Origin of the sequence: Pectobacterium aroidearum (assembly GCF_041228105.1) — a bacterium.
GTDB lineage: Bacteria > Pseudomonadota > Gammaproteobacteria > Enterobacterales > Enterobacteriaceae > Pectobacterium > Pectobacterium aroidearum.
Map to the genome: position 1 here is coordinate 4164115 of NZ_CP166097.1, position 22207 is coordinate 4186321.

At 49.8% G+C, this 22207-nt stretch carries 20 protein-coding genes; 10 read left to right on the top strand and 10 right to left on the bottom strand.

What is annotated here, in order from left to right; translation table 11 throughout:
• Positions 1 to 117: 117 nt before the first annotated feature.
• The 4 genes from AB8809_RS18810 to AB8809_RS18825 all read left to right on the top strand — a co-directional run bounded on the left by AB8809_RS18810 (position 118) and on the right by AB8809_RS18825 (position 5790).
• On the top strand, positions 118 to 2022 hold the full coding sequence (locus AB8809_RS18810; RefSeq protein WP_349855245.1) for a beta-glucoside-specific PTS transporter subunit IIABC: 1905 nt from the start codon (positions 118 to 120) through the stop codon (positions 2020 to 2022).
• 66 nt (positions 2023 to 2088) lie between these two features.
• Entirely contained in the window at positions 2089 to 3516 is a 1428-nt protein-coding gene (locus AB8809_RS18815; RefSeq protein ID WP_349855246.1) for a glycoside hydrolase family 1 protein, read from the top strand.
• A gap of 146 nt (positions 3517 to 3662) precedes the next feature.
• Complete coding sequence (gene licT / locus AB8809_RS18820; RefSeq protein WP_349855496.1) at positions 3663 to 4532, top strand: BglG family transcription antiterminator LicT; 870 nt, start codon at positions 3663 to 3665, stop codon at positions 4530 to 4532.
• Positions 4533 to 4758: 226 nt separating this feature from the next.
• Positions 4759 to 5790 carry a LacI family DNA-binding transcriptional regulator gene (locus tag AB8809_RS18825; protein WP_349855247.1) on the top strand — a complete coding sequence of 344 codons (1032 nt, stop codon included), beginning with the start codon at positions 4759 to 4761 and terminating at the stop codon, positions 5788 to 5790.
• A gap of 80 nt (positions 5791 to 5870) precedes the next feature.
• Here AB8809_RS18825 and AB8809_RS18830 read toward each other — a convergent pair whose 3' ends face one another.
• The 6 genes from AB8809_RS18830 to nudK form a co-directional block, all read right to left on the bottom strand.
• Complete coding sequence (locus tag AB8809_RS18830; protein ID WP_349855248.1) at positions 5871 to 7394, bottom strand: glycosyl hydrolase 53 family protein; 1524 nt, start codon at positions 7392 to 7394, stop codon at positions 5871 to 5873.
• 212 nt (positions 7395 to 7606) lie between these two features.
• Positions 7607 to 8692 (bottom strand): sn-glycerol-3-phosphate ABC transporter ATP-binding protein UgpC, encoded by a 1086-nt coding sequence (locus AB8809_RS18835; RefSeq protein WP_349855250.1) that lies wholly within the window; start codon positions 8690 to 8692, stop codon positions 7607 to 7609.
• Positions 8693 to 8728: 36 nt separating this feature from the next.
• Positions 8729 to 9457, bottom strand: a complete 729-nt coding sequence (locus tag AB8809_RS18840; RefSeq protein WP_230458253.1) for a carbohydrate ABC transporter permease — start codon at positions 9455 to 9457, stop codon at positions 8729 to 8731.
• Positions 9458 to 9542: 85 nt separating this feature from the next.
• Positions 9543 to 10424: a carbohydrate ABC transporter permease gene (locus AB8809_RS18845; RefSeq protein ID WP_012773434.1), complete on the bottom strand. Its 882-nt coding sequence runs from the start codon at positions 10422 to 10424 to the stop codon at positions 9543 to 9545.
• A 63-nt stretch (positions 10425 to 10487) separates the two neighbouring features.
• On the bottom strand, positions 10488 to 11753 hold the full coding sequence (locus tag AB8809_RS18850; protein ID WP_349855251.1) for an extracellular solute-binding protein: 1266 nt from the start codon (positions 11751 to 11753) through the stop codon (positions 10488 to 10490).
• A 381-nt stretch (positions 11754 to 12134) separates the two neighbouring features.
• Positions 12135 to 12716 carry a GDP-mannose pyrophosphatase NudK gene (gene nudK, locus AB8809_RS18855; RefSeq protein ID WP_349855252.1) on the bottom strand — a complete coding sequence of 194 codons (582 nt, stop codon included), beginning with the start codon at positions 12714 to 12716 and terminating at the stop codon, positions 12135 to 12137.
• A gap of 369 nt (positions 12717 to 13085) precedes the next feature.
• Here nudK and AB8809_RS18860 point away from each other — a divergent pair, with 369 nt between their 5' ends.
• The 3 genes from AB8809_RS18860 to AB8809_RS18870 all read left to right on the top strand — a co-directional run bounded on the left by AB8809_RS18860 (position 13086) and on the right by AB8809_RS18870 (position 15769).
• Positions 13086 to 14183: a glycerol dehydrogenase gene (locus AB8809_RS18860; RefSeq protein ID WP_181829610.1), complete on the top strand. Its 1098-nt coding sequence runs from the start codon at positions 13086 to 13088 to the stop codon at positions 14181 to 14183.
• A 199-nt stretch (positions 14184 to 14382) separates the two neighbouring features.
• Positions 14383 to 15549 carry an MFS transporter gene (locus AB8809_RS18865; protein WP_349855253.1) on the top strand — a complete coding sequence of 389 codons (1167 nt, stop codon included), beginning with the start codon at positions 14383 to 14385 and terminating at the stop codon, positions 15547 to 15549.
• Positions 15550 to 15562: 13 nt separating this feature from the next.
• Entirely contained in the window at positions 15563 to 15769 is a 207-nt protein-coding gene (locus AB8809_RS18870) for a 2-hydroxymuconate tautomerase family protein (protein WP_205947048.1), read from the top strand.
• A gap of 96 nt (positions 15770 to 15865) precedes the next feature.
• Here the strand turns inward: AB8809_RS18870 and AB8809_RS18875 are convergent, their stop codons facing one another.
• Positions 15866 to 17104, bottom strand: coding sequence for an Nramp family divalent metal transporter (locus AB8809_RS18875; protein WP_012773428.1), 1239 nt, complete (start codon positions 17102 to 17104; stop codon positions 15866 to 15868).
• Between the two features lie 241 nt (positions 17105 to 17345).
• Positions 17346 to 17933, bottom strand: coding sequence for a nucleotide exchange factor GrpE (grpE, locus tag AB8809_RS18880; protein ID WP_012773427.1), 588 nt, complete (start codon positions 17931 to 17933; stop codon positions 17346 to 17348).
• A gap of 148 nt (positions 17934 to 18081) precedes the next feature.
• On the opposite strand from grpE, the gene nadK reads away from it, so the two are divergent.
• The 3 genes from nadK (at position 18082) to bamE (ending at position 21192) form a co-directional block, all read left to right on the top strand.
• Positions 18082 to 18960 (top strand): NAD(+) kinase, encoded by an 879-nt coding sequence (gene nadK / locus AB8809_RS18885; protein WP_043881716.1) that lies wholly within the window; start codon positions 18082 to 18084, stop codon positions 18958 to 18960.
• A gap of 81 nt (positions 18961 to 19041) precedes the next feature.
• Positions 19042 to 20703: a DNA repair protein RecN gene (gene recN, locus AB8809_RS18890; protein WP_012773425.1), complete on the top strand. Its 1662-nt coding sequence runs from the start codon at positions 19042 to 19044 to the stop codon at positions 20701 to 20703.
• Positions 20704 to 20856: 153 nt separating this feature from the next.
• Positions 20857 to 21192: an outer membrane protein assembly factor BamE gene (bamE, locus tag AB8809_RS18895; protein WP_011092444.1), complete on the top strand. Its 336-nt coding sequence runs from the start codon at positions 20857 to 20859 to the stop codon at positions 21190 to 21192.
• 238 nt (positions 21193 to 21430) lie between these two features.
• Here the strand turns inward: bamE and AB8809_RS18900 are convergent, their stop codons facing one another.
• Positions 21431 to 21712, bottom strand: a complete 282-nt coding sequence (locus tag AB8809_RS18900) for an RnfH family protein (protein ID WP_219607080.1) — start codon at positions 21710 to 21712, stop codon at positions 21431 to 21433.
• Entirely contained in the window at positions 21702 to 22148 is a 447-nt protein-coding gene (locus AB8809_RS18905; RefSeq protein WP_012773423.1) for a type II toxin-antitoxin system RatA family toxin, read from the bottom strand. The genes AB8809_RS18900 and AB8809_RS18905 overlap by 11 nt, the downstream gene beginning before the upstream one ends.
• Positions 22149 to 22207: the final 59 nt, after the last annotated feature.

Consider the following 22207-nt stretch of genomic DNA (forward strand, 5'->3'; position numbering starts at 1 on the left):
CGTGCTACTGCTCCGGCAGGCAAGACCAAAGTAAAAATGCATTTCCTCTTTTCAAGAGGTGCATTTTTATTTTGGTCTTTTTTTTTGGTCTAATTGGCGTCAACACAGGGTAAAACTATGAATTATCAAAAGCTTGGAGTCGACATACTCGCGTTAAGCGGCGGCAAGCAGAACGTCAGCAAACTGACCCACTGCGCCACCCGCTTACGCTTTGAGTTCAACGACAGCCATGCCGTACAGGCAGAGGCGATTGCCAAACTCCCCGGCGTCATCAGCGTCGTCGATCGCGGCGGTCAGTTTCAGGTGGTGATCGGCAACGATGTCCAAATCACCTATCGCGCGATTTTGAACGAGATTGGCGAGATGAACGGCCAGCGCCATGCTGGCAGTAAAGAACCGCAGAAGAAAGGCGGCATTTTCTCGCAAATTATCAGCGTGATTTCCACCACCTTCACGCCCGTTATCCCGGCGATTACTGGCGCAGGGATGATTAAAGCCCTGTTGGCGATCCTCAAGCTGACGGGGTTAATTTCCGCCGACAGCACGACCTATCGCCTGCTGGACACCATCTCCGATGCAGCCTTCTTCTTCCTGCCTGTGCTGCTGGCCTACGGTGCTTCCATCAAGTTCGCCTGTAATCCGATTCTGGCGATGACAATCGCTGGCGCATTGCTGCACCCCAATCTGGCTCAGCTACTGGCATCAGGCGGCCCTATCAGCTTTATCGGTATTCCGGTACGGCTGGCGGACTACGCCGGATCGGTGTTGCCGATCATTCTTACCGTATGGATCATGTCTTACATCGAGCAATTTGCCGAAAAGATCTCGCCCTCGATGATCAAATTTTTCACCAAGCCGATGATCGTACTGCTGTTTACCGCGCCGCTCGCGCTGGTGGTGATTGGGCCTTTCGGTATATTCCTCAACGATCTGGTTGCCAGCGGTGCCGCTATCATCGACGGAAAGGCGAGTTGGCTCATTCCGATGTTGATGGGTGGCCTGCAACCGTTTTTGGTCATCACCGGCACCGCCTGGGCGATGACGCCGATTGCCACCTCGCAGCTTACCCGCAACGGCTTCGAGATGATCAACGGGCCCGGCATGCTGGCCTCCAACATTGCGCAGGGTGCCGCCACACTGTGCGTCGCGTTTAAAACCAAAAACAAGAATCTGAAACAGCTGGCTTCTTCGGCGGGTTTCACCGCTCTGCTGGGTATCACCGAGCCTTCTCTGTACGGGGTGACGCTGAAGCTGAAGAAACCGCTCATTGCCGCCATGATCGGCGGAGGTTGTGCAGGTATCTACGCCGGATTGGCTGGGTTGGTTCGCTATGCTTTCGTCTCACCGGGACTGGCAGCGCTGCCTGCCTTCATTGGTGAAAACCCGATGAACATCGTCCATGCGCTGATCACCTGCGCCATTGCGATTGTCGTCACGTTTGCCCTCACCTGGATCATGGGGTTCGACGATCCGGTGGATGAAACCGACACCACATCAACCACCAATAGCCAGTCGACACCGGAAAAAGATGCAACCCAAAAGCCGCAGGCGGCGCAAGGCCACGCCGAAACGCAAACGATTCAAAGCCCGATGTCCGGCAAGCTGGTCGCATTGAGTGACATCAACGATGACGTATTCTCACAGGGATTATTGGGACAAGGCGTGGCCATTATCCCCGACAGCGGTGAAGTGATCGCGCCCGTCAGTGGCGAAATCATCACGTTCCTTGAGTCTAAACATGCCGTCGGTATCCGCGCTGACAGCGGTTTGGAATTACTGATTCATGTCGGCCTCGATACGGTGAATCTCAACGGCAAGCACTTTACCGGCTATGTCAAACCGGGCGACCGGGTTACCGCAGGCGACAGGTTAATCAGCTTCGATCTGCATGAAATCACGCGTCTGGGCTATGACCCGATTACGCCCGTGGTGATTATCAACAGCGATGACTACGCCAGCGTCGTCTGTACCGCACCACAGCCGATCGCGCCACGGGACACCATCATTAACGTGAACGCCTGATCGCCCACAGCGGCATTGGGTGCCCTGCCCAATGCCTCTTCCGTCTTCCCGGATGTGAGAGAAAATATGCATTACCAACAGCAAAAACACTTCCCTGCGGGCTTTCTGTGGGGAGCCTCAACGTCGGCTTATCAGGTCGAAGGGGGCTGGCAGGCCGAGGGGAAAAGCCCATCGATCATTGATAAATGCCAACACCCAGAAAACACCGCCGACTTCACCGTCGCCAGCGATCACTATCATCGTTTTAAAGAAGACGTGCAGCTGTTTGCGGAACTGGGATTAAAGGCCTATCGCTTCTCTATCGCCTGGACGCGCATTCTTCCCGACGGCACGGGCGCCATCAATCCGCTGGGCATCGCGTTTTACAATAGCCTGATTGATGAACTGAACGCGCACGGTATCGAACCGGTCGTCACACTCTACCATTTCGATTTGCCTTATTGCCTTGAGGCACAAGGCGGCTGGCAGAATCGCGCGACGATTGACGCCTTTGTTCACTACGCCCGCACGCTGTTTACCCATTTCGGCGATAAAGTGAAATACTGGCTGACGATTAACGAGCAGAACACCATGATTCTGCACCCCGGTGCGATTGGCCTGCCGGAAGGCGGCGTTTTACCGTCTAAAAAGGTGCTATATCAGCAGAATCACCACATGATGCTGGCGCAGGCGCAGGTGATGGCGCTGTGCCACGAACTCGCCCCCAACGGCCTGATTGGTCCGGCAATCAACACCACCTCCATGTATCAGGCCACCAGCAAGCCGGAAGATGCCATTGCCGCGCACAACTGGGAAACGCTGCGCTGCTGGAGCTTTCTGGATGTCGCGGTACACGGCCGCTACAACGCGCTGGCCTGGCGTTATCTGGAAGATCGCGGTTTGGCGCCGGAGACATTGCCCGGCGATGACGAGATCCTGCAATCAGGAAAGCCCGACTATGTGGCGATTAACTACTACTCCACCGCGACCATTGCCGCCAGCAAAGGCGATGCATCGGATGTCAGCGCCCGCGCAGGCGATCAGCAAATCATGCTGGGCGAGCCCGGCGTCTATCGTGCGGCAGACAATCCGCACGTCGATAAAACACCTTACGGCTGGGTTATCGATCCCGTGGGTCTACGCTTAACGCTGCGTAAAACCTACGAACGCTATCATCTGCCTATCCTGATTACGGAAAATGGCATGGGCGCACCGGATAAACTGGAAGCCGATGGCACGATCGACGATCAATACCGCATCGATTTTATTGCCCGTCATATTGAACAGATGCAGCTCGCCATCAGCGATGGTGTTGATCTGATTGGTTATTGCCCGTGGTCGGCAATCGATGTGGTCAGCACGCATCAGGGCTATGGTAAGCGCTACGGATTTATCTATGTGAACCGCGATGAATTCGATCTGAAAGATCTGCGCCGTATCAAAAAGAAAAGTTTTTACTGGTATCAGAGCGTCATAGCATCAAATGGCGCACGGCTATCTCCTGGGGAATCCTAATACTGACCCCCAGTACACTCTGTTAAAACAGGGATAAGCTCACTCTGAATCACTCATGTTGCGGGAAAACGCCCCGCAACATGAAAGAGAAGAAATGGGTTATTATTTTACTGACGCTCCCACGGATATCACTCAAGAAACGCATGATGGCTGAACCGATAAAAGCAATAAAAATACTGAACAATAGCCTGGTGTTATCTTCCGATGCAGATAACAACGAAATCATTGTCATGGGGAAAGGGATCGGTTTTAACAGCAAAACCGGTGATATTCTCGATCCGGCCAAAATTGAGAAGACCTTTATTCTCAAGGATGGGACATCGCCACGCGAATTTGCCCGCCTGATTGAGCACATCGGGGAAGAATATGTTCACATCGTGAATAAGATTATTGACGATGCGAATCGACAACTGCATGGTCGCTTGAGCGAACAGGTCTTTTTTACGCTGATCGACCACATCAGCTTTGCGATTGAGCGCTACCGCAAAGGCATCAGCATACAAAATCGTCTGCTGTATGAAGTAAAACGGTTTTATCCGCAGGAATTTGCGATTGCCTCACGAGCGCTTAACGACATTAACCAGCAAATGGACTTGGAATTACCCGAAGAAGAAGCGGGCAATATCGCCTTCCATTTGGTCAACGCCCAAACCGATGTCCAGAATATGGAGAACACGCTCCAGTCGGTCAAAATGCTGAAAGATATCTTTAATATCATTCAGTACAACTTCCATATCGTGATTGATAAAGAGTCGATTAACTACTCTCGCTTCCTGACGCACATGCAATTCTTTATTCAGCGTCTGTTAGAAAATAGCCTGATTCATTCCAATGATGACTTTATTTTTGAGCAGGTAACCAAAGAGTATCCTGATGCGTACAAATGTAGCCGCCTGATCAAAGACTACATTCACAACCTGCTCAACATCGACATCTCTAACGATGAAATGCTGTACCTGATTATTCATATCGTCCGCATCACCCCGGAACAGGAAAGCGCTCCCACCAGACGATAAACTGATAAGCGGTTTTCCTGCCGCTGCGGCACGTCTTCGTCCTGATGACCTCACAAGTACAGCAGGCACAAAAGTAAATCCCTGATAGCCCCGTCTGGACAAGATAGACCCCACGCGGTGATACAGCGATTACTGAAGGTTTTATCGCATTTTTAGTTACCGGGCATGTTCAATCCATAAGGCATTGGCTACTATCAGGCTCATAGGCAAATTATGGAAAATTTTTGTGGCAACGATTACAGATATCGCTCAAAAAGCCGGAGTGGCAGCCTCAACCGTTTCTCGCGTCCTTAACAACGATCCCAGCCTGTCCATCACCAAAGAGAAGCGCCAACTCATCAAGCAAATTGCCCATGAGCTGGCATATTTATCGCCCACACAGCGTAAGCAGCAGAAAAAAAAGTTAGAGAACTCGCTTGTGGTACGCTCTCATTTCAAAATGGATAATGACAACGTATTAAACCTCACTGTCGTCCATTTTCTTACGCCCTCAGAAGAGCTCAACGACCCTTATTTCACCGCAATGCGTATTGGTATAGAAAACCGCTGCCACCATTTTAATATTTCGTTGCGTAATCTCTTCACCACCAATTTATCATCCAATAGTCAGACGCTAGCTCAGGCGCAGGCGATCATTTGCGTGGGGCACTTTAGCGATAGCGATATCGCCTTAATCTATTCATTAAATAAGAACCTGATTTTTATCGATTCTGCGCCCCTCGGTAAACAATGTGATGCCGTGCTTTTTGATCGGGAAGCGGCTGCGCGTGAGGTATTACATTACATTGTTAAGAGCGGTGCCCAGCGCCCCGCATTTATCGGGAACAATGAGAGCCGACTGCATGTATTTCAAGAGATAACCCAACAATACGGTATCTACCACGAGTCGCGATGTAAGGTCAGCCAGTTATTCTGTATTGAGTCCGGCTATCAGGCGATGAATGAGTTACTGCAACAAAAAGAGTGGCCTGATGTCGTGTTCGCCGCAACAGACATTATCGCGATTGGCGTGTACCGCGCGGTTCAAGAGAAAGGTATTACCATTCCCAGGCAAATAAAAGTGGTCGGGATGAATGATATTCCCACGGCACAGCACCTCAACCCCAGCTTGACCACAATGCGGCTCTACCCTACTGAAATGGGCGAAGCCGCCGTCGATCTGTTTTTAGAGCTGGTAGCGGGACGCTATTATAAGAAACACGTACAGGTTGGTTATGAGATGGTCTGGCGGGAAAGCTTCACACTCAGCACGATGTAACGGTATCCGTTTATAATACGTCCCTGCTATCTCTGACCTTTGCAAGCAAGTGGCCACGCAAGCTACGCGGCCATAAAGCATCAATTAGCGGTTATTTTCCATAGCTGATTCCATCCGCCGTTATCATTCCATTGGATACCTGCTGCGCCATTCTCTGTCGAGCGACTGCTGATATCCAAAAACTTTCCGCTATTCCTATTCATGATTTTATAATAGCCATCACCTGCATCCAAAATCAGCCACTGCTGGCTAAAATGCCCGGTGTTGTACATTTGGATAATTTGCGCCCCTTCATCATTGGCACTGGAGGCAATATCGATGTACTTTCCACTATTAACATTCACCAGATTAAAATAACCATTACCAATCGCGTTGAAATAAAAACGCTGGCTGTCCCAGTTGCCATCGCTGTATTGTTCAAGCAATGCGCTATCTTCATGCGAACCGCCCACGACATTGAGCGATTTACCGCTGTGCCGATTTGCGATCTTATAGCGTGTTCCGTTGATAAAATTGATTTGCGATTCAGCAAACGCGTCCAGCGCCCGGGTAAATTGCAATACATTGTTTGAAACGCGCGTCGTCGCCCCTAATGCATAGCCATCCGGCAACACACTGGCATTACCCGCAGGTTCCCAATAAAAAACCCCAATCCCCTTATTTCCCGGCACCGCTTTAACAAGATTAATCGTATCCTTAATCGTCCAGTAACTGTCTGTCGGGTTAGTTTCCAAACCACCGACTTCTACAACCATGACTTCCTTACCATACCGGCTCGCCATATCATTGAGATTGCTAGCCAGTGCGCCAGTGAGTTCCCAATAGTTCTTCCCCTCCCAATAGGGATAGAATGAAAAACCAATCACATCGGTTTTCCCACCGTGCGTGGTGAGGAAATTGTCAAAAAACCAGCGAGCGTTTGAATTATTATCCCCATGCGCCAAATGGCTGATCACCTTAGAGGAAGGACTGACCGCTTTAACCGCATCATAGCCCGCATTCAGTAGCTGCGTTAAATTGGCAAACCGACTGGTACTGCCTTCCGGTAATAAAATTCCCGGATTCATTTCGTTGCCAACCTGCACCCACTCAGGTGTCACGCCTGCGGATATCAACGCGCTCATCACCTCGTGTGTATGATTATAAACGGCCGTCGTTAACTGGCTAAGATTGTAATTCGCCCACGCAGCAGGCTTGATTTGATGACCAGGATCGGCGAAAACATCGCTGTAGTGGAAATCCACCATGACACGCATTCCCATCGCTTTCGCACGCTGTGCGGCAGCTACCACACGAGTTTTATCCGTATAGCCGAGCAGCGTCCAGGTCGTATTATCTTTATGCCATAACGCGCTGGGATCGGGGTTAACAAAAATACGCAACCGCACAGCGTTTATGCCGTGATCGCGCAATATCTGCAATACATCCCGCTGAGTTCCGCTATCGTCACGCCAGGTGACTCCCCGATCTTCCAATTGCTTTACCCAACCAATATCTGCGCCATAAGCAAACGGCTGCGCCGCTTTAGCCAGAGTGGTCGCCATGAATCCTATAAATAGCATTAACAATACAGAGATCATTCCTGAATAATTATTCTTTTTCATTCATTTCTCCTTGAGATAACACTCTTAAATAGTATTTATTACATAAATACCCAGGTACAGATTCAAGAATAGCGTGCGACATTTATAAAGAATAAATCTCACACAATAAACCAAGCAGCCAATATTAATGGCTGCCTGGCTAATTTCCTTACCTTTTCACTTATTCAATATGGCGTTTTCTATAGCGTTATTCTCACCATGAAAGATATTTTTTAATTAATTCGCTTTCCGTTTTCATCAAAGAAATGCAGATTTTCACTACGACATGTCAGCGGAATCGTTGAGTAAGGCGTAATACTGTTATCACCCGACAAATGCACTTTGAAATGATTCACACCAGAATAGGCACCAAAAATATACGTCGCATTACCCAGCCTTTCAGTAACCTCAGTATTGATCGACAAACTGACATCCCCGCCATTCGGGTCAATACTCAGGTGCTCAGGACGAATACCCACGGTAATTTTCTGATCGATGTGCAATCCGTGGTTGGCAAGATTCACGGAAAGTGTATTGAGCTCATTGATCAAGATGCTCACGCGATTGCCTTCAATCTGAAGGACTTCGCCTGGTAGAAAATTCATATTCGGCGAACCGATAAAACCGGCAACAAACAGATTCTCCGGCTTATGGTATAGCTCCATCGGTGTGCCAACCTGCTCAATATATCCTTTGTTCAACACTACGATTTTATCCGCCAGCGTCATCGCTTCCACCTGGTCGTGCGTCACATAGATCATAGTGTTACGCATTTCCTGGTGCAGCCGGGCAATCTGCAAACGCATTTCCACGCGTAATTCGGCATCGAGGTTTGATAGCGGCTCATCGAATAAGAACACTTTAGGGTCGCGTACAATAGCTCGCCCAATTGCAACACGCTGACGTTGACCACCGGACAGTTGCTTCGGTGTACGATCTAATAAGGCTTCGAGCTGAAGCGTCATCGCCGCCTTCCGCACCATTTCTTCGACTTCGGCTTTAGGGCGCCCATTCATTCTTAACCCAAATCCCATGTTTTCAGCCACGGTCATATGCGGGTACAGCGCATAGGATTGGAAAACCATAGCAATCCCTCGCTCTGCGGGATCAAAATGGTTAACTAAACGGTTATCAATATGAATTTCACCATCCGTGATCTCTTCCAGTCCAGCGATCATCCTCAGCAATGTCGATTTACCGCATCCCGATGGGCCAACGAATACCACAAACTCGCCAGAATTAATTTCAAGATTGATACGATGGATCGTCTCCGTCTTATCGTAACGCTTCACTATATTTTTTAGTAAAATATCAGCCATGTGAACCTCAAACTTTAATTTTCCATTGAGAGCGTATTACTTTACCGCTCCCGTCATGCTGGCGATAAATTGCTTCTGCATGGCAAAGAAGATAAGTAAACTGGGAAGTGTAGAAATAACCGTTCCAACCATAATCAATCCGAAATCTGGAGAATAAGCGGAAGCAAAACTCGATAGCACCAGATTGATCGTTTTTAATTCATTAGATTGAAGGACAATAAGCGGCCAGAGAAAGGCATTCCACGACGTCATGAAAACAATAATAAAAGCAGCGGAATAGCTGGCACGCATAATCGGCACGTAGACATAGAGGAAAATTTTCCACTCAGCGACGCTTTCCACACGTGCAGCATCAATCAACTCTCTCGGGAACGTTTTAGTACACTGCCTAAAGTAGAAAATAATAAAGGCCCCGGCCACTGTCGGCATAATCACAGCAAAGTGTGTATCCAGCAACCCCGCCTTACCAAACATGGTGAAGAGCGGGATCATTAACGCCGCGAACGGGATCATCATCGTCGTTAATAGCGCCACATAGACACGTTCACGATTCTTGCTGGCATAAATTTCAAACGCATAGCCTGCGATAGAGCACACGACAAGCGTTGACACCGTACTGATCAACGCAATTTTTGACGTGTTCCAGAACACCAGTGCCAGATCCACCTGGCTCGTCAGATTGGTAAAGTTGACCAGTAATTGATCGCCAAACGTGAATTTCCCCATGTTAATTTGGCTAGTGCTATTCGTGCTCGACACTACCATCCAATAGAAAGGGAAAAGCGAAAAAATGCTCATCAACACGAGAAAAATATGCATGAGTATGCTATTAACTTTACTTTTTCTCATATCATCCCTTCCGTGCTGCTTTAAACTGAATCAGTGCCAATATTGCTGAGAAAACAACAATGACGTACGAAACCGTTGCCGCATAGCCAAAGTTAGGCACAAACTTGAATGACAGGTTATAAATATAAAGCGATAACGTCAGCGTCGCATTTGCCGGGCCGCCATTCGTGATATTCATCGCTTCATCAAACAGCTGTAACGTGCCAATGGTTGATGTCACGCTGGTAAAAAGAATAACCGGTTTCAGTAAGGGTATCGTAATGAAGAAAAATTGCTTAATAGGGCTGACGCCATCAACTCGAGCAGCCTCGTAAATCGACTTATCAATATTCTGCATCGCGGAAAGATAGAATATCATATTATATCCCGTCCAACGCCATGTAATGGCAATAATGATGGTCACCTTCGCCCAGAAAGGATCGGATAGCCACGGAATCGGATCGTCAATAACATGAATAAACAGTAAGAATGAATTAATCACCCCGTCCAATTCAAACATACTTTTGAAAAGAATTGAGTAAGCAACCAGTGAGGTCACACAAGGCAGAAAGATCGCTATTCTAAACCACTGGCGATATTTAAGCTGAGAAGAATTCAAACAAGAAGAAATAGCCAATGATAATAAAATCATAATAGGAACTTGGATTACCAGAAAGGTCAACGTATTCCACAGTGCCGTTTTGAACATAGGATCATTGAATAAACGAATGATATTTCCCAGGCCAACAAATTGTGTCACCACACCCCGGCCAGACTGAAAAGAGAGCCAAAGTGATTTGAAAATAGGGTATATCGTCATTAAGGCAATTAACCCAACGGCGGTAGCGACAAAAGCCCAACCGTTGATGTTATAAAGCCTATTCATTTTAGGTTTATACATCATTATCACACCATCGATTTCTGGAGAGAAATACTTGAGGGCTTCCCGCCCTCAAGCTCACACTCGCTACTGCATAATCTGATTTTTTAATGTCGTTTCGGCGCGTTTTAAAACGTCATCGACAGAATCGCCTTTCAGTAATGCAGGTATTTCAGCAGCAATGGCGTTATCCACTTCCTGGGTATACATACCGTAGGAAACCTGTGGGATTTCAGTCACCCATTTAGAAAAATCAGCGAACACGGGTTGCCCGCCAAAGAACGGATCCTGTACCGCGTAAGCAGGGCCGGAAGTGGCTGGAAGGAAGGTGGCGAGCGCACCACGATCAACCAACAGGGTTTGATACATATTGCTATCCGCCGCGAAGGTTTTCTGCAAAAATTCAATCGCCTGTTTAGTATTTTTACCGCCCTTTAAGACATACCAGCTCGATCCCCCCTGATTGGAGGCATGTACCGCTTTGTCGAGGTTCAGCCGTGGAATCGGCGCGACACGCCATTTTCCTTTCTGATCTTCAGCGCTTTTAATTGAACCAATCACCCATACACCAGAAACGACACTCGCCGATTTTCCGGCATTAAAACTCCCGACAAAACTCGACCAACCAGAGATAGGACGGGCAATTTTCGCGTCATTAATCGCTTTAATCGTTTTTAATGTTTCTTTCAGTGCATTGTTTTTGGTGAGATTGAGTTGCCTCTGATTATCGAAGAACCATTCTCCACCGGACTGCATCATAATATGAGGAAGAACCACATCGTTCATATCATAGGTCAGCATATCAACGCCGGTTTTCGCTTTTACCTGCTTACCGATTTCAATATATTTATCCCAGGTAATATTCACCATATCGCTCTCTTTATATCCGGCAGCCTCCAGATAATCGAGTCGATAGAACATTCCCGCTACGCCGGAATCAAAAGGAACACCGTATACCTTGTTCCCTACTGTCATCACTTTCGTTTTATAAGGCGCAAACTGGCTATAATCGATGGCATCCTGTAATGGGATAAACGAGTCAGGATAAGCCTGAAGATATTTCTGAGCATTATAATCTTCAATCAGCACAATATCAGGAAGGGAGTTTTTAACCCCTGAAGCCAACATGGTATTTAATTTCTGCTCAATATCTTCTTTACCTGAATCGATCACTTTTAGACTGAAACTGGGATCGGCTTTTTTATATATCGACGATGCCTCATGCATTGCCGCAACATTGAAATTAGGATCCCAGGCCCACACGGTGACTTCAGCAGCCAGGCTATGACTCGATAAACCCAGCGTGAGGAATGAAACTGCAAATAGGGTAGATACTTTATTCTTGATCTTCATCAGAGCAGTCCTTCTTTACTTTTTGTAAAGAGAGAATATGAGTTACTGCATAATGAAGCAACGAGTTACACCGCTTACATTCTTTCATCCGGTGATACGGGTCACACAACAGGGAGAAAAATGACTAAATATTCGATCTAAATACAAAAAATTTAGGAAAAATTTCCTCCTATAATGCCCATAATCGTCGATTAAACTGATTAAAATAAAAACAAAAACGCCCTCATTCCATTGAAAATAAAACAAAAAAAGACGTTATAAAAAGTTTACTCAGCTAATATTAACCATAATCACACCGTCATCATGAAATGACGCAAAAATGAAAGCGTTACCACACTAAATCAAGCGGCACACAGGGATATCCGTGTACCGCAAACATGTCTACGCGCCGGCAAACCAGCCGCGAATGATCGCGTGCTGTAGCAGCATGATGGTTTTGCCGTCTTTAATCCGGCCATCGTTCATCATCGCGACAGCTTCGCTGAATGGCAGTTCCAGCACCTCGATATCTTCATCTTCCACACCGCCGCCAGCATTATCCCGTAGCGATTCATCGTATTCGGCAGCAAAGAAATGCAGCCGTTCTGTGACACCGCCGGGCGACATATAGGCATCGAACAGCTTCTCAACGTTACCCACCGCATAACCGGTTTCTTCTATCGCCTCGTTGCGGATGCACTCTTCGGGCGAATGATCGTCCAGCAACCCCGCACAGGCCTCCAGCAGCATGCCACCTTCGTTACCGTTGACGTAGGTAGGAATACGGAACTGCCGCGTCAGGATCACCGTACCTTTTGCCCGGTTGTACAGCAGAATCGTTGCGCCGTCGCCACGGTCATAAACCTCACGAATTTGGCGCACCACGCCGCCATTCTTTCTTTTTAAATCAAAAACATACTTGTGAAGGATAAACCAGTGATCAGATAGCAGCTTCTTTTCGACGATATCAATGGGGGACGACATGCAAACACCTCGGCGATCGATGGCTGGAAGGACTCATTTCATTTATAAAAGCCGGACCATCATATCCCCTTTTAACTCAGGTATAAACGAGCAGGGAAACGCATACCTAACGGGAATAACGGCATAATCGAAAACTAACCACATGATTTTTATGATTTAGTACCACTCTTCCATTTCGCTCTTTTCGTCCATGCCTGGTTTCTCGTCTATGCTATACCCTAAGTTATTCGCGTTTCAGGAAGTCACGCTGCGCTTTCGTTATCTTCATCATTACTGCCAATTCGCTATCGCGCTTACCGCATCGCTTTCCTGACCCGCACAAATTCCATACTGCATCACTTCTCCAACAACATCATCGAGGTAGATAACATGAGCCATTTCATTTTCTCTTCACCTAGAAAATATGTTCAGGGTCGCGGCGTACTGGATGAGCTGGGCGAGCAGCTTAAGCCGCTGGGTACGAAAGCCTTTCTGATGGCAGACGGCATCGTGTGGGACATTATCGGACAGCGCGTCGATGTTTCTCTCAAGCAGGCGAGTATCGGCCACCATTACGAGCGCTTCAACGGTGAGGCTTCCAGCAACGAAATCACGCGCCTTGCCAAGCTGGCGCGTGACGCAGGGACGAATATCGTGGTCGGATTAGGTGGCGGCAAAACGCTCGATACCGCGAAAGCTGTTGCCGATGAGCTAAAACACAACGTGGCTATCGTCCCGACCGTGGCCTCAACGGATGCGCCGTGCAGCGCACTGTCCGTCATCTACACCGACGACGGCGTATTTGAGTCTTATCGTTTTTACGACAAAAACCCCGATCTGGTGTTAGTCGATACTGCTGTATGCGCTCAGGCACCTGCCCGCCTGTTCGCCTCCGGCATTGCCGATGGGCTGGCTACTTTTGTCGAAGCACAGGCAGTTTTGCGCTCTCACTCACTTTCCATGCTGGGCGGAAAACCCACGCTGGCAGGTATGGCGATTGCCGAAACCTGCGAAAAAACGCTGCTAACCTACGGCTACAGCGCCTATAAAGCAGTAGAGAAAGGCGCGGTCACGCCAGCGGTGGAATCTGTGGTTGAAGCGAATACGCTGCTTTCCGGTCTGGGATTCGAGAATGGCGGGCTGGCAGGCGCTCACGCCATCCACAACGGTTTTACCGCGATTAAAGGCGATATCCACCATCTCACACACGGGGAAAAAGTCGCCTACGGCACGTTAACGCATATGGTGCTGGAGCAGCGTCCCGATGAAGAAATCGCCCGCTACATCCGCTTCTACCGCGCCATCAACATGCCAACCCGGTTAAAAGATCTGCATCTGGAAAATGAGCCGTTTGAGAATCTGGTCAAAGTGGGTGAACTGGCATGCAGCGATGCCGATACGCTGAAAAATCTGGACAGCGGGTTAACGGCAGAAGACGTCGCCCACGCGATTGTTGCCGTCGATGCATTCAGCAAAACTATCGCTTAGCCGTAACCACGGTAAAAAGCCTGACGTCAGCAAAATCGATCCAATGGCGTCGGGCTTGGTATATCAGATGTGTCCTTCCCTCCACATCACGGCCACAAAACGTTCTCGTTGCGTCATCAACCTGCTCACGACTATTCACTTTTATTTGATGATAAAACGGGCAGGATAACGACATGTTCTCTGTACTTTGGGTTGTCGCATGATGGATCGTCTCCGCCTGGTTCCCCTATCGGATACGCTGACGCTTGCTCTTTTCGGGACGATCGTGCTGGCATTAGGTATGGGGCTTGGGCGTTTTTTGTATACGCCGATGCTACCCGTGATGCTGGAAGAAGGCCGTTTCACCTTCAACCAGCTTTCCTATATTGCCAGCGCGAACTACGCTGGCTATCTGTTCGGCAGCCTGCTTTTCTCTTTCAGCCGCCGCACCTCAGCTTCTCAACCAATGTTTCTGCTGCTTAGCGCCGCTGCCGCGACCGGCGTTTTACTTCTCGCGATGGCAATGACCACCAGCACGACACTGGTTATGGTTATTCGTTTCCTCGCCGGGATCGCCAGTGCGGCGATGATGATCTTCGGCTCGTTGGCCGTTTTGCACCACACCAGACAGGCTCGCGTTATCGCCTCGCTTTACGCCGGAGTAGGCGTAGGGATCGTATTAGGCAATGAATACATCATCATAGGACGGCATTACGCCCTCACCGCCGAGCTATTATGGTGGGGAGCCGCGCTGCTCTCAGCATTGCTTTTGCTCGCCTTACTTATCCTTTCGCCGCCTAAATCCAGCGTCGCGCCACAAACTATGGAGAATAGTGATGAGCCGCCTCAGCTTGGCTGGAGGCGACTTGCGCTGCTGTATGGCCTTGCAGGATTCGGGTACATCATCATCGCCACCTATCTGCCGTTGATAGTGACTGCACTGGATATGCCGCGTGTATCTCTTCATCTCTGGTCGCTGGTTGGGCTGGCCATCATTCCCGGCTGTTTTTTCTGGCTGTGGGCCGCCAGTCGCTGGGGAACCTTGCCCTGCCTAACGGCAAACCTGCTCATTCAAGGCATATGCGTCCTGCTGACACTGTATAGTCACTCGCCCACGGCGTTGATACTCAGCTGTATCGGCTTTGGTGCTACCTTTATGGGAACAACGTCGCTGGTGATGCCCTTAGCCAAACGGCTACGCGTGCCACACAGCATCAATCTGCTTGGTTTGGTGACGCTCACTTACGGCATTGGCCAAATTCTTGGCCCGCTGCTCACCAGCGCCTTAACGAATAACAACACTGTCGCTCCAGCGATTCTGTGCAGCGCAGCAGCACTTTTCATCGCGGCGGGGCTCTGCTTCCCTTACCGTCGTCCACAACCCTAATCCCGGAGAACACATGCCATACGTCAACATCAAAATTACCAATGAGGGCGTCACCGCTGAACAAAAACGTCAGTTGATTGAGGGCGTGACCCAACTACTGGTCGACGTGCTCAACAAAAACCCGAAAACTACCGTGGTCGTGATTGATGAAGTCGAAACAGACAACTGGGGAATCGGCGGCGTGCCGGTGACGGAACTGAGGAAGGTCAGTAAGAAGTAAGAAGTAAGAAGTAAGAAGTAAGAAGTAAGAAGTAAGAAGTAAGAAGTAAGAAGGTTAACAAATAACAAAACGGTGCCACGCGATGTGGCACCGGACTTATATCCCCGACATCGTATCAATGAGCAGATACATATTCAGGGACACGACGAGCACGACAATGAGTTGCCCAATGCGCTGTACCCATTTTCCGTTGACCATCGTCCCCATCAGTTCACGGTTACCCGTGAAGGACAGCAGGGGAACCAGCGCCAGCGCAATCCCGAAACTCAGCACCACCTGACTCAACACCAGCACGCGCGTTGGATCCATACCGGACAGGATCACAATAAACGACGGTAGCATCGTTACGCTACGACGTACCCACAACGGGATGTGGAAGCGCACAAATCCCTGCATCACCACCTGCCCCGCCAGCGTGCCGACAACCGTGGATGACAAGCCAGCAGCTACCAAACTCAGACCGAAAATCACCGCAGCGGCTTTCCCCAACAGCGGCTCCAGCGTGAGATAGGCTTTATCCAAATCGGCGATATCCTGATTGCCGCTGAAATGGAAGGCTGCCGCCGCCGTCGCCATCATCGCCAGATTGACGAATCCTGCGATGGTCATTGCAATCGCGACATCGACTTTCGTTGCCGAATAACGCTCAGCACGAGTATGGCTGCCTTCGTGCTGCGTCAGGGAAGAATGAAGGTAAATCACATGCGGCATAATGGTCGCCCCCAGCACGCCCGCTGCCAGCAGCACGGCATCGGAGGTCGGCAGACTAGGCATTGCCATGCCTTTGGCTAACGCGGACAGCTCAGGCTGCGAGAAGACCAATTCGACAATATACGCCGCCGCAACAAACAGCAGCAGACCGCCGATGACCATCTCCAGCGGCTTCTGGCCGCGCTGTTGCAGCATTAAAATCAGGAAAGTGGCAATAGCGGTAAGGATCGCGCCTTCCAGCAACGACACGCCCAAAAGCAGCTTGAAACCAATCGCCGCACCGATAAACTCGGCGAGATCGGTCGCCATCGCAATAATTTCGGCCTGCACCCAATACGCCCAAACAGCGGGACGCGGAAAGCGATCGCGGATATGTTCCGCCAGATTCTTACCCGTTGCGATCCCCAGTTTGGCGGACAACAGTTGGATCAGCATCGCCATCAGGTTCGCCCACACCACCACCCACAGCAGCGTATAGCCATAGGCTGCGCCAGACTGGATGTTTGTGGCAAAATTACCCGGATCGATATAACCAATCGCCGCGATAAATGCCGGCCCCATCAGAGAAAGTTTGACCTTCCTTGATGTACGGCTTGTTGACTCAATAACACGGCTACCCGGCATAGTATGACCCTTCTAACACTGGTGTTTTACTACTCTCACAGAAACGATAATGATTATCAAGTGCATTTAGAGAGGTGATACCAATTCTTTTGATAGTTAAAGATGATGAGTCATTCAAAACCTAAAAAACATCTTTTTTATCAAACAAATCTTAACAAAATATAAACAAAAAACCCCATGCAGGGCACGGGGTTTGGAAATGAAGACACGCTATAGATACTGCGCGTAAAAGCAAAAACTATCAGTCTTGTGCTTTTGATACCGCAACCATCGCCGGACGCAGCAAACGGCCATTCAGCGTATAGCCTTTTTGCATAACCATCATGACATGGTTCGGCTGGTGATCGGCCGAAGGTAACATCGTCATTGCCTGATGCACTTCTGGGTTAAACGGTACGTTTACATCACCGACAACCTCAATACCAAATTTGCGGACTGCATCCAGCAATGATTTCAGCGTCAGTTCAACACCTTCAATCATCGCAGCCAGTGATTCATTGGCTTTATCCGCCGTATCCAGCGCGCGTTCCAGGTTATCGATAACTGGCAGCATTTCGCTGGCAAATTTTTCTACCGCAAATTTATGCGCTTTCTCAACATCCATTTCCGCACGGCGGCGAACGTTATCCGCTTCAGCACGAACACGAAGCATATTGTCACGCTCACGCTGTTGCAGTTCGCTCAACTGGGCTTCCAGCTCGGCGATGCGCGCATCACGCGGGTCAGCTACGTCTGCCGTCTCTGGCGCGGCATCCGCTTGCTGCCCTTTTGCTGCTTCCTTTTGATCCAGCACTTGCTCGTCAGGCGTTTTCTGTTCTTTACTACTCATGAAATTCTCCGCGGTTTAGCATTAATCTCGCTAGTTGCTTATTATGGGGATCAAAATCGGGGATTCAAGGGAACCCGTCATATATTGGTTTCCACCGCTGCCGATACACCACGCTGAGGACAAAACAGCAATGAACACACCGCTTACAATGAACAGGCCGTTTAATTGTATTGGCATTGTCGGCCATCCGCGCCACCCAACGGCGCTGGCAACGCATGAGATGCTTTACCACTGGCTCACCGACAAAGGTTACTCGGTTCTGATCGAGCAGCAGATCGCCCGTGAATTGAATCTGAAAGACGCTCCGACAGGTAGCCTTGCCGACATCGGCCAGCAAGCGGATTTGGCGGTTGTCGTCGGCGGTGACGGCAATATGCTCGGCGCAGCGCGCGTGCTGTCGCGCTATGACATCAAGGTGATCGGTGTGAACCGTGGCAACCTCGGTTTTCTAACCGATCTCGACCCTGACCATGCGCAGCAGCAGCTTTCTGACGTGCTCGACGGCCATTACCTGAGCGAACAACGCTTCATGCTGGAAGCGCACGTTTGCCGCGCCAATCAGCCCGACAGCATTAGTACCGCCATTAACGAAGTGGTGCTTCACCCGGGAAAAGTCGCACATATGATTGAATTTGAAGTCTATATTGACGACAAATTCGCCTTCTCCCAGCGTTCAGACGGCCTGATTATCGCTACGCCTACCGGCTCCACCGCCTATTCCCTTTCCGCTGGCGGCCCGATTCTGACGCCGTCGCTGGATGCCATCGCGCTGGTGCCTATGTTCCCGCATACGCTGTCAGCCCGTCCGCTGGTCATCAACAGCAGCAGTACGATCCGGCTGAAATTTTCCTGCATTACTAATGACCTGGAAATCAGCTGCGACAGCCAGATTGCGTTACCGGTACAGGAAGGCGAAGAAGTGCTCATTCGCCGCAGCGAGCACCACCTAAATCTGATTCATCCAAAAAATTACAGTTATTTCAATACACTAAGCTCAAAACTCGGCTGGTCAAAAAAATTATTCTAAAATTCTATCCAGCTACTTTACTGTATATAAAACCAGTTTATACTGTATGTAATCACATGTGATTACATACAGGGGCTTATCATGCTGGCGCAACTCACTATCAGTAACTTCGCCATCGTGCGCGAATTAGAAATCGATTTTCAGTCAGGTATGAGCGTTATCACCGGGGAAACTGGTGCGGGGAAATCTATTGCGATTGATGCCCTCGGTTTATGTCTGGGAAATCGTTCTGACGCCAGCATGGTCAGGCCGGGCGCTGCACGCGCCGACATTTGCGCCCGTTTTGCGCTGGCAGATACGCCAACGGCACGCCAGTGGCTGGAAGAAAACCAGTTGGATGACAGCAACGAGTGCCTGCTACGCCGTGTCATTAGCGCCGATGGTCGCTCACGTGGCTTTATTAACGGCACCGCCGTGCCGCTGTCTCAACTGCGTGAACTCGGCCAGCACCTGATCCAGGTACACGGGCAACATGCTCATCAGCTACTGCTGCGCCCCGATCATCAAAAACACCTGCTGGATGCCTATGCCGATGAACCGAAGTTGCTGGTTGCTATGCAGCAAGTTTGGCATCAATGGCACCAAAGCTGCCGTGCACTAGCGCAACTGCAACAGGCAGCAATTGAGCGCGAAGCGCGCCGAGAACTGCTGCAATATCAATTAAAAGAGTTGAATGAATTCGCGCCACAGCCCGGTGAATATGAACAGATTGACGTTGAATACAAGCGTCTGGCGAATAGCGGTCAGCTACTAACGATGAGCCAACAGGCCATGCAACTGCTGAGCGAAGACGAAGAGCAGAACATCATCAGCATGCTGCACAGCGTAAAACACCAGCTTGGCGAACTCATCAGCATGGATGACAAACTGTCTGGCGTGCTGTCGATGCTCGAAGAAGCAGGTATTCAGCTTAGCGAAGCCAGCGATGAACTACGCCACTACAGCGAGCAAATGGATCTCGACCCAATTCGTCTGTATGAACTGGAACAGCGCCTGTCACGTCAGCTCGCGCTGGCACGTAAGCACCATGTTGCTCCAGAGGCGCTTCCCGCATTCCATCAACAACTGCTGGAAGAACAGCAACAGTTGGAACAGCAGGAAAGCGACCACGACACGCTCAGCGCCTCCGTCGGTGAATATCATCAGCAGGCATTGCACCTCGCAGAACAGCTGCATGTGCGCCGTCAGCACCACGCCAGCGAGCTGGCACAGCTCATCACCACCAATATGCGTGAGCTGGCGATGCCACACGGCCACTTCACCATTGATGTGAAGTTTACGCCGGACAGCCTGACGGCTACTGGTGCCGACAATATCGAATTCCGCGTGACTACCAACCCTGGTCAACCACATCAGACGCTGGCGAAAGTGGCCTCGGGTGGCGAGCTGTCGCGTATCGCGCTGATTATTCAGGTGATCACCGCACAGAAAATGGACACGCCAGCGATGATCTTCGATGAAGTCGATGTGGGGATTAGCGGGCCAACCGCCGCCATCGTCGGCAGAATGCTGCGCCAGCTCGGTGAATCCACGCAGGTTATGTGCGTGACGCACCTGCCGCAGGTCGCAGGCTGTGGTCATCAGCATTTCTTCGTCAGTAAACAGACGGATGGCGCAGAAACGGAAACGCTGATGCAACCGTTAGATAAGCGCGCTCGGCTACAAGAATTGGCACGCCTTCTGGGTGGCAGTGCCGTGACCAAAAACACGCTGGCGAATGCCAAAGAACTGCTGGCGGCCTAAAACTCACCACCGATAAGGGCAAGAAAGGTGCATCGCAGGTAAAAAAGCTCAACTTTTTTACCTTCCTGAGGTCATACAATCGCCTTGCAGGTTTCCAAGTCCTGCAAGGTCTATTATCATCGGCAACCTATGCCCTTAAGGAATGTAATCACTATGCGCTGTAAAACGCTGACTGTCGTCGCCGCGGTGGTTGTTATGCTGACTGCCGGTTGTTCCACACTGGAAAAGGTGGTCTATCGGCCGGACATCAATCAGGGAAACTATCTGGCACCGGCTGACGTTGCAAAAATTCACACCGGCATGACCAAACAACAGGTCGCTTATACGCTGGGTACTCCTATGATGCAGGATCCGTTTGGCAGCGATACGTGGTTTTACGTCTTCCGCCAACAGCCTGGTCATGAATCGGTAAAACAACAGACGCTGACGCTGACCTTCAGCGGCAGTGGCGTGTTAACCAACATCAACAACAAGCCTGCACTGGATTAATACGCTTTCCACGCTGCTCAGTTGAATCAGGATGAACGATACTGGCAATCAGGCAGCACTTTAAGACGAGGCCCAAAATGGGCAGAGTACTTAAGGGAAGCCGGCGCACACGCGGTTTGATGTATGGCAGGAATAACAGCAGGCAAATCTGAAGATTTCAGGTTTGCCTGTGTTTTTTGTAAGGACATATCGGTCGGAACAATCGGTGGGAACACCCTATGTCGTTTAACGACATCACTCAGGGTTTGCTCTTAGAACGCTCGGCACGCTGGCGGCGTAGCTCTTTCGGATCGGCAATCAGCGGGCGATAAATTTCCACGCGGTCACCATCCTGTACCACATCGGCCAGCTTCGCCGCACGGCTGTAAATACCGACTTTATTCACCTGTAAATCGATATCATGCCGCAGTTCCAGCAGGCCCGATGCCACAATCGCCTGTTCAACCGTACTACCTTCTTCCAGCTTCACCGTGCGCAGATACTGACGTTCCGGCAATGCGTAGACCACATCAACCTGCATTGCGGACACTGTAGACCTCTTTTGCTCGCTGCGTGAAAGCCTGCACCATATTTCCCGCCAGCTCCTTGAATACTTTGCCAAAAGCGAGTTCAATCAAGGCATTGGTGAATTCAAACTCCAGATGCAGTTCGACTTTACAGGCATCGGCGCTCAGCGGCGTAAAATGCCAGTCGCCACCCAGTTGACGGAAGGGGCCATCGACCAGTTGCATATTGATATTTTGGTTGTTCGTCAGCGTATTACGTGTGGTAAATGTCTTACTGATACCGGCTTTGGAAACGTCTACGGCAGCGGTCATTTCTCCTTCGGAGAAAGAGATCACGCGGCTTCCCGTACAACCCGGTAAAAACGCGGGGTAGGAAGCGACATCATTCACCAGCTTGTACATCTGTTCAGCGCTGAACGGCACCAGTGCAGAACGACTTATCTTTGGCATACTATTTTCCGTGATTCATAAAACGCGCAAAATAATAGCACTGATAGCCCGACAGGCAA

Excerpts from the sequence above, each read along its gene's own strand:
- AB8809_RS18810 (WP_349855245.1), top strand. The coding sequence starts at position 118 with ATGAATTATCAAAAGCTTGGAGTCGACATACTCGCGTTAAGCGGCGGC.
- AB8809_RS18815 (WP_349855246.1), top strand. The coding sequence starts at position 2,089 with ATGCATTACCAACAGCAAAAACACTTCCCTGCGGGCTTTCTGTGGGGA.
- licT (WP_349855496.1), top strand. The coding sequence starts at position 3,663 with ATGGCTGAACCGATAAAAGCAATAAAAATACTGAACAATAGCCTGGTG.
- AB8809_RS18830 (WP_349855248.1), bottom strand. The coding sequence starts at position 7,394 with ATGAAAAAGAATAATTATTCAGGAATGATCTCTGTATTGTTAATGCTA.
- AB8809_RS18835 (WP_349855250.1), bottom strand. The coding sequence starts at position 8,692 with ATGGCTGATATTTTACTAAAAAATATAGTGAAGCGTTACGATAAGACG.
- AB8809_RS18840 (WP_230458253.1), bottom strand. The coding sequence starts at position 9,457 with ATGGTAGTGTCGAGCACGAATAGCACTAGCCAAATTAACATGGGGAAA.
- AB8809_RS18845 (WP_012773434.1), bottom strand. The coding sequence starts at position 10,424 with ATGATGTATAAACCTAAAATGAATAGGCTTTATAACATCAACGGTTGG.
- AB8809_RS18850 (WP_349855251.1), bottom strand. The coding sequence starts at position 11,753 with ATGAAGATCAAGAATAAAGTATCTACCCTATTTGCAGTTTCATTCCTC.
- nudK (WP_349855252.1), bottom strand. The coding sequence starts at position 12,716 with ATGTCGTCCCCCATTGATATCGTCGAAAAGAAGCTGCTATCTGATCAC.
- AB8809_RS18860 (WP_181829610.1), top strand. The coding sequence starts at position 13,086 with ATGAGCCATTTCATTTTCTCTTCACCTAGAAAATATGTTCAGGGTCGC.
- AB8809_RS18865 (WP_349855253.1), top strand. The coding sequence starts at position 14,383 with ATGATGGATCGTCTCCGCCTGGTTCCCCTATCGGATACGCTGACGCTT.
- AB8809_RS18870 (WP_205947048.1), top strand. The coding sequence starts at position 15,563 with ATGCCATACGTCAACATCAAAATTACCAATGAGGGCGTCACCGCTGAA.
- AB8809_RS18875 (WP_012773428.1), bottom strand. The coding sequence starts at position 17,104 with ATGCCGGGTAGCCGTGTTATTGAGTCAACAAGCCGTACATCAAGGAAG.
- grpE (WP_012773427.1), bottom strand. The coding sequence starts at position 17,933 with ATGAGTAGTAAAGAACAGAAAACGCCTGACGAGCAAGTGCTGGATCAA.
- nadK (WP_043881716.1), top strand. The coding sequence starts at position 18,082 with ATGAACAGGCCGTTTAATTGTATTGGCATTGTCGGCCATCCGCGCCAC.
- recN (WP_012773425.1), top strand. The coding sequence starts at position 19,042 with ATGCTGGCGCAACTCACTATCAGTAACTTCGCCATCGTGCGCGAATTA.
- bamE (WP_011092444.1), top strand. The coding sequence starts at position 20,857 with ATGCGCTGTAAAACGCTGACTGTCGTCGCCGCGGTGGTTGTTATGCTG.
- AB8809_RS18900 (WP_219607080.1), bottom strand. The coding sequence starts at position 21,712 with ATGCAGGTTGATGTGGTCTACGCATTGCCGGAACGTCAGTATCTGCGC.
- AB8809_RS18905 (WP_012773423.1), bottom strand. The coding sequence starts at position 22,148 with ATGCCAAAGATAAGTCGTTCTGCACTGGTGCCGTTCAGCGCTGAACAG.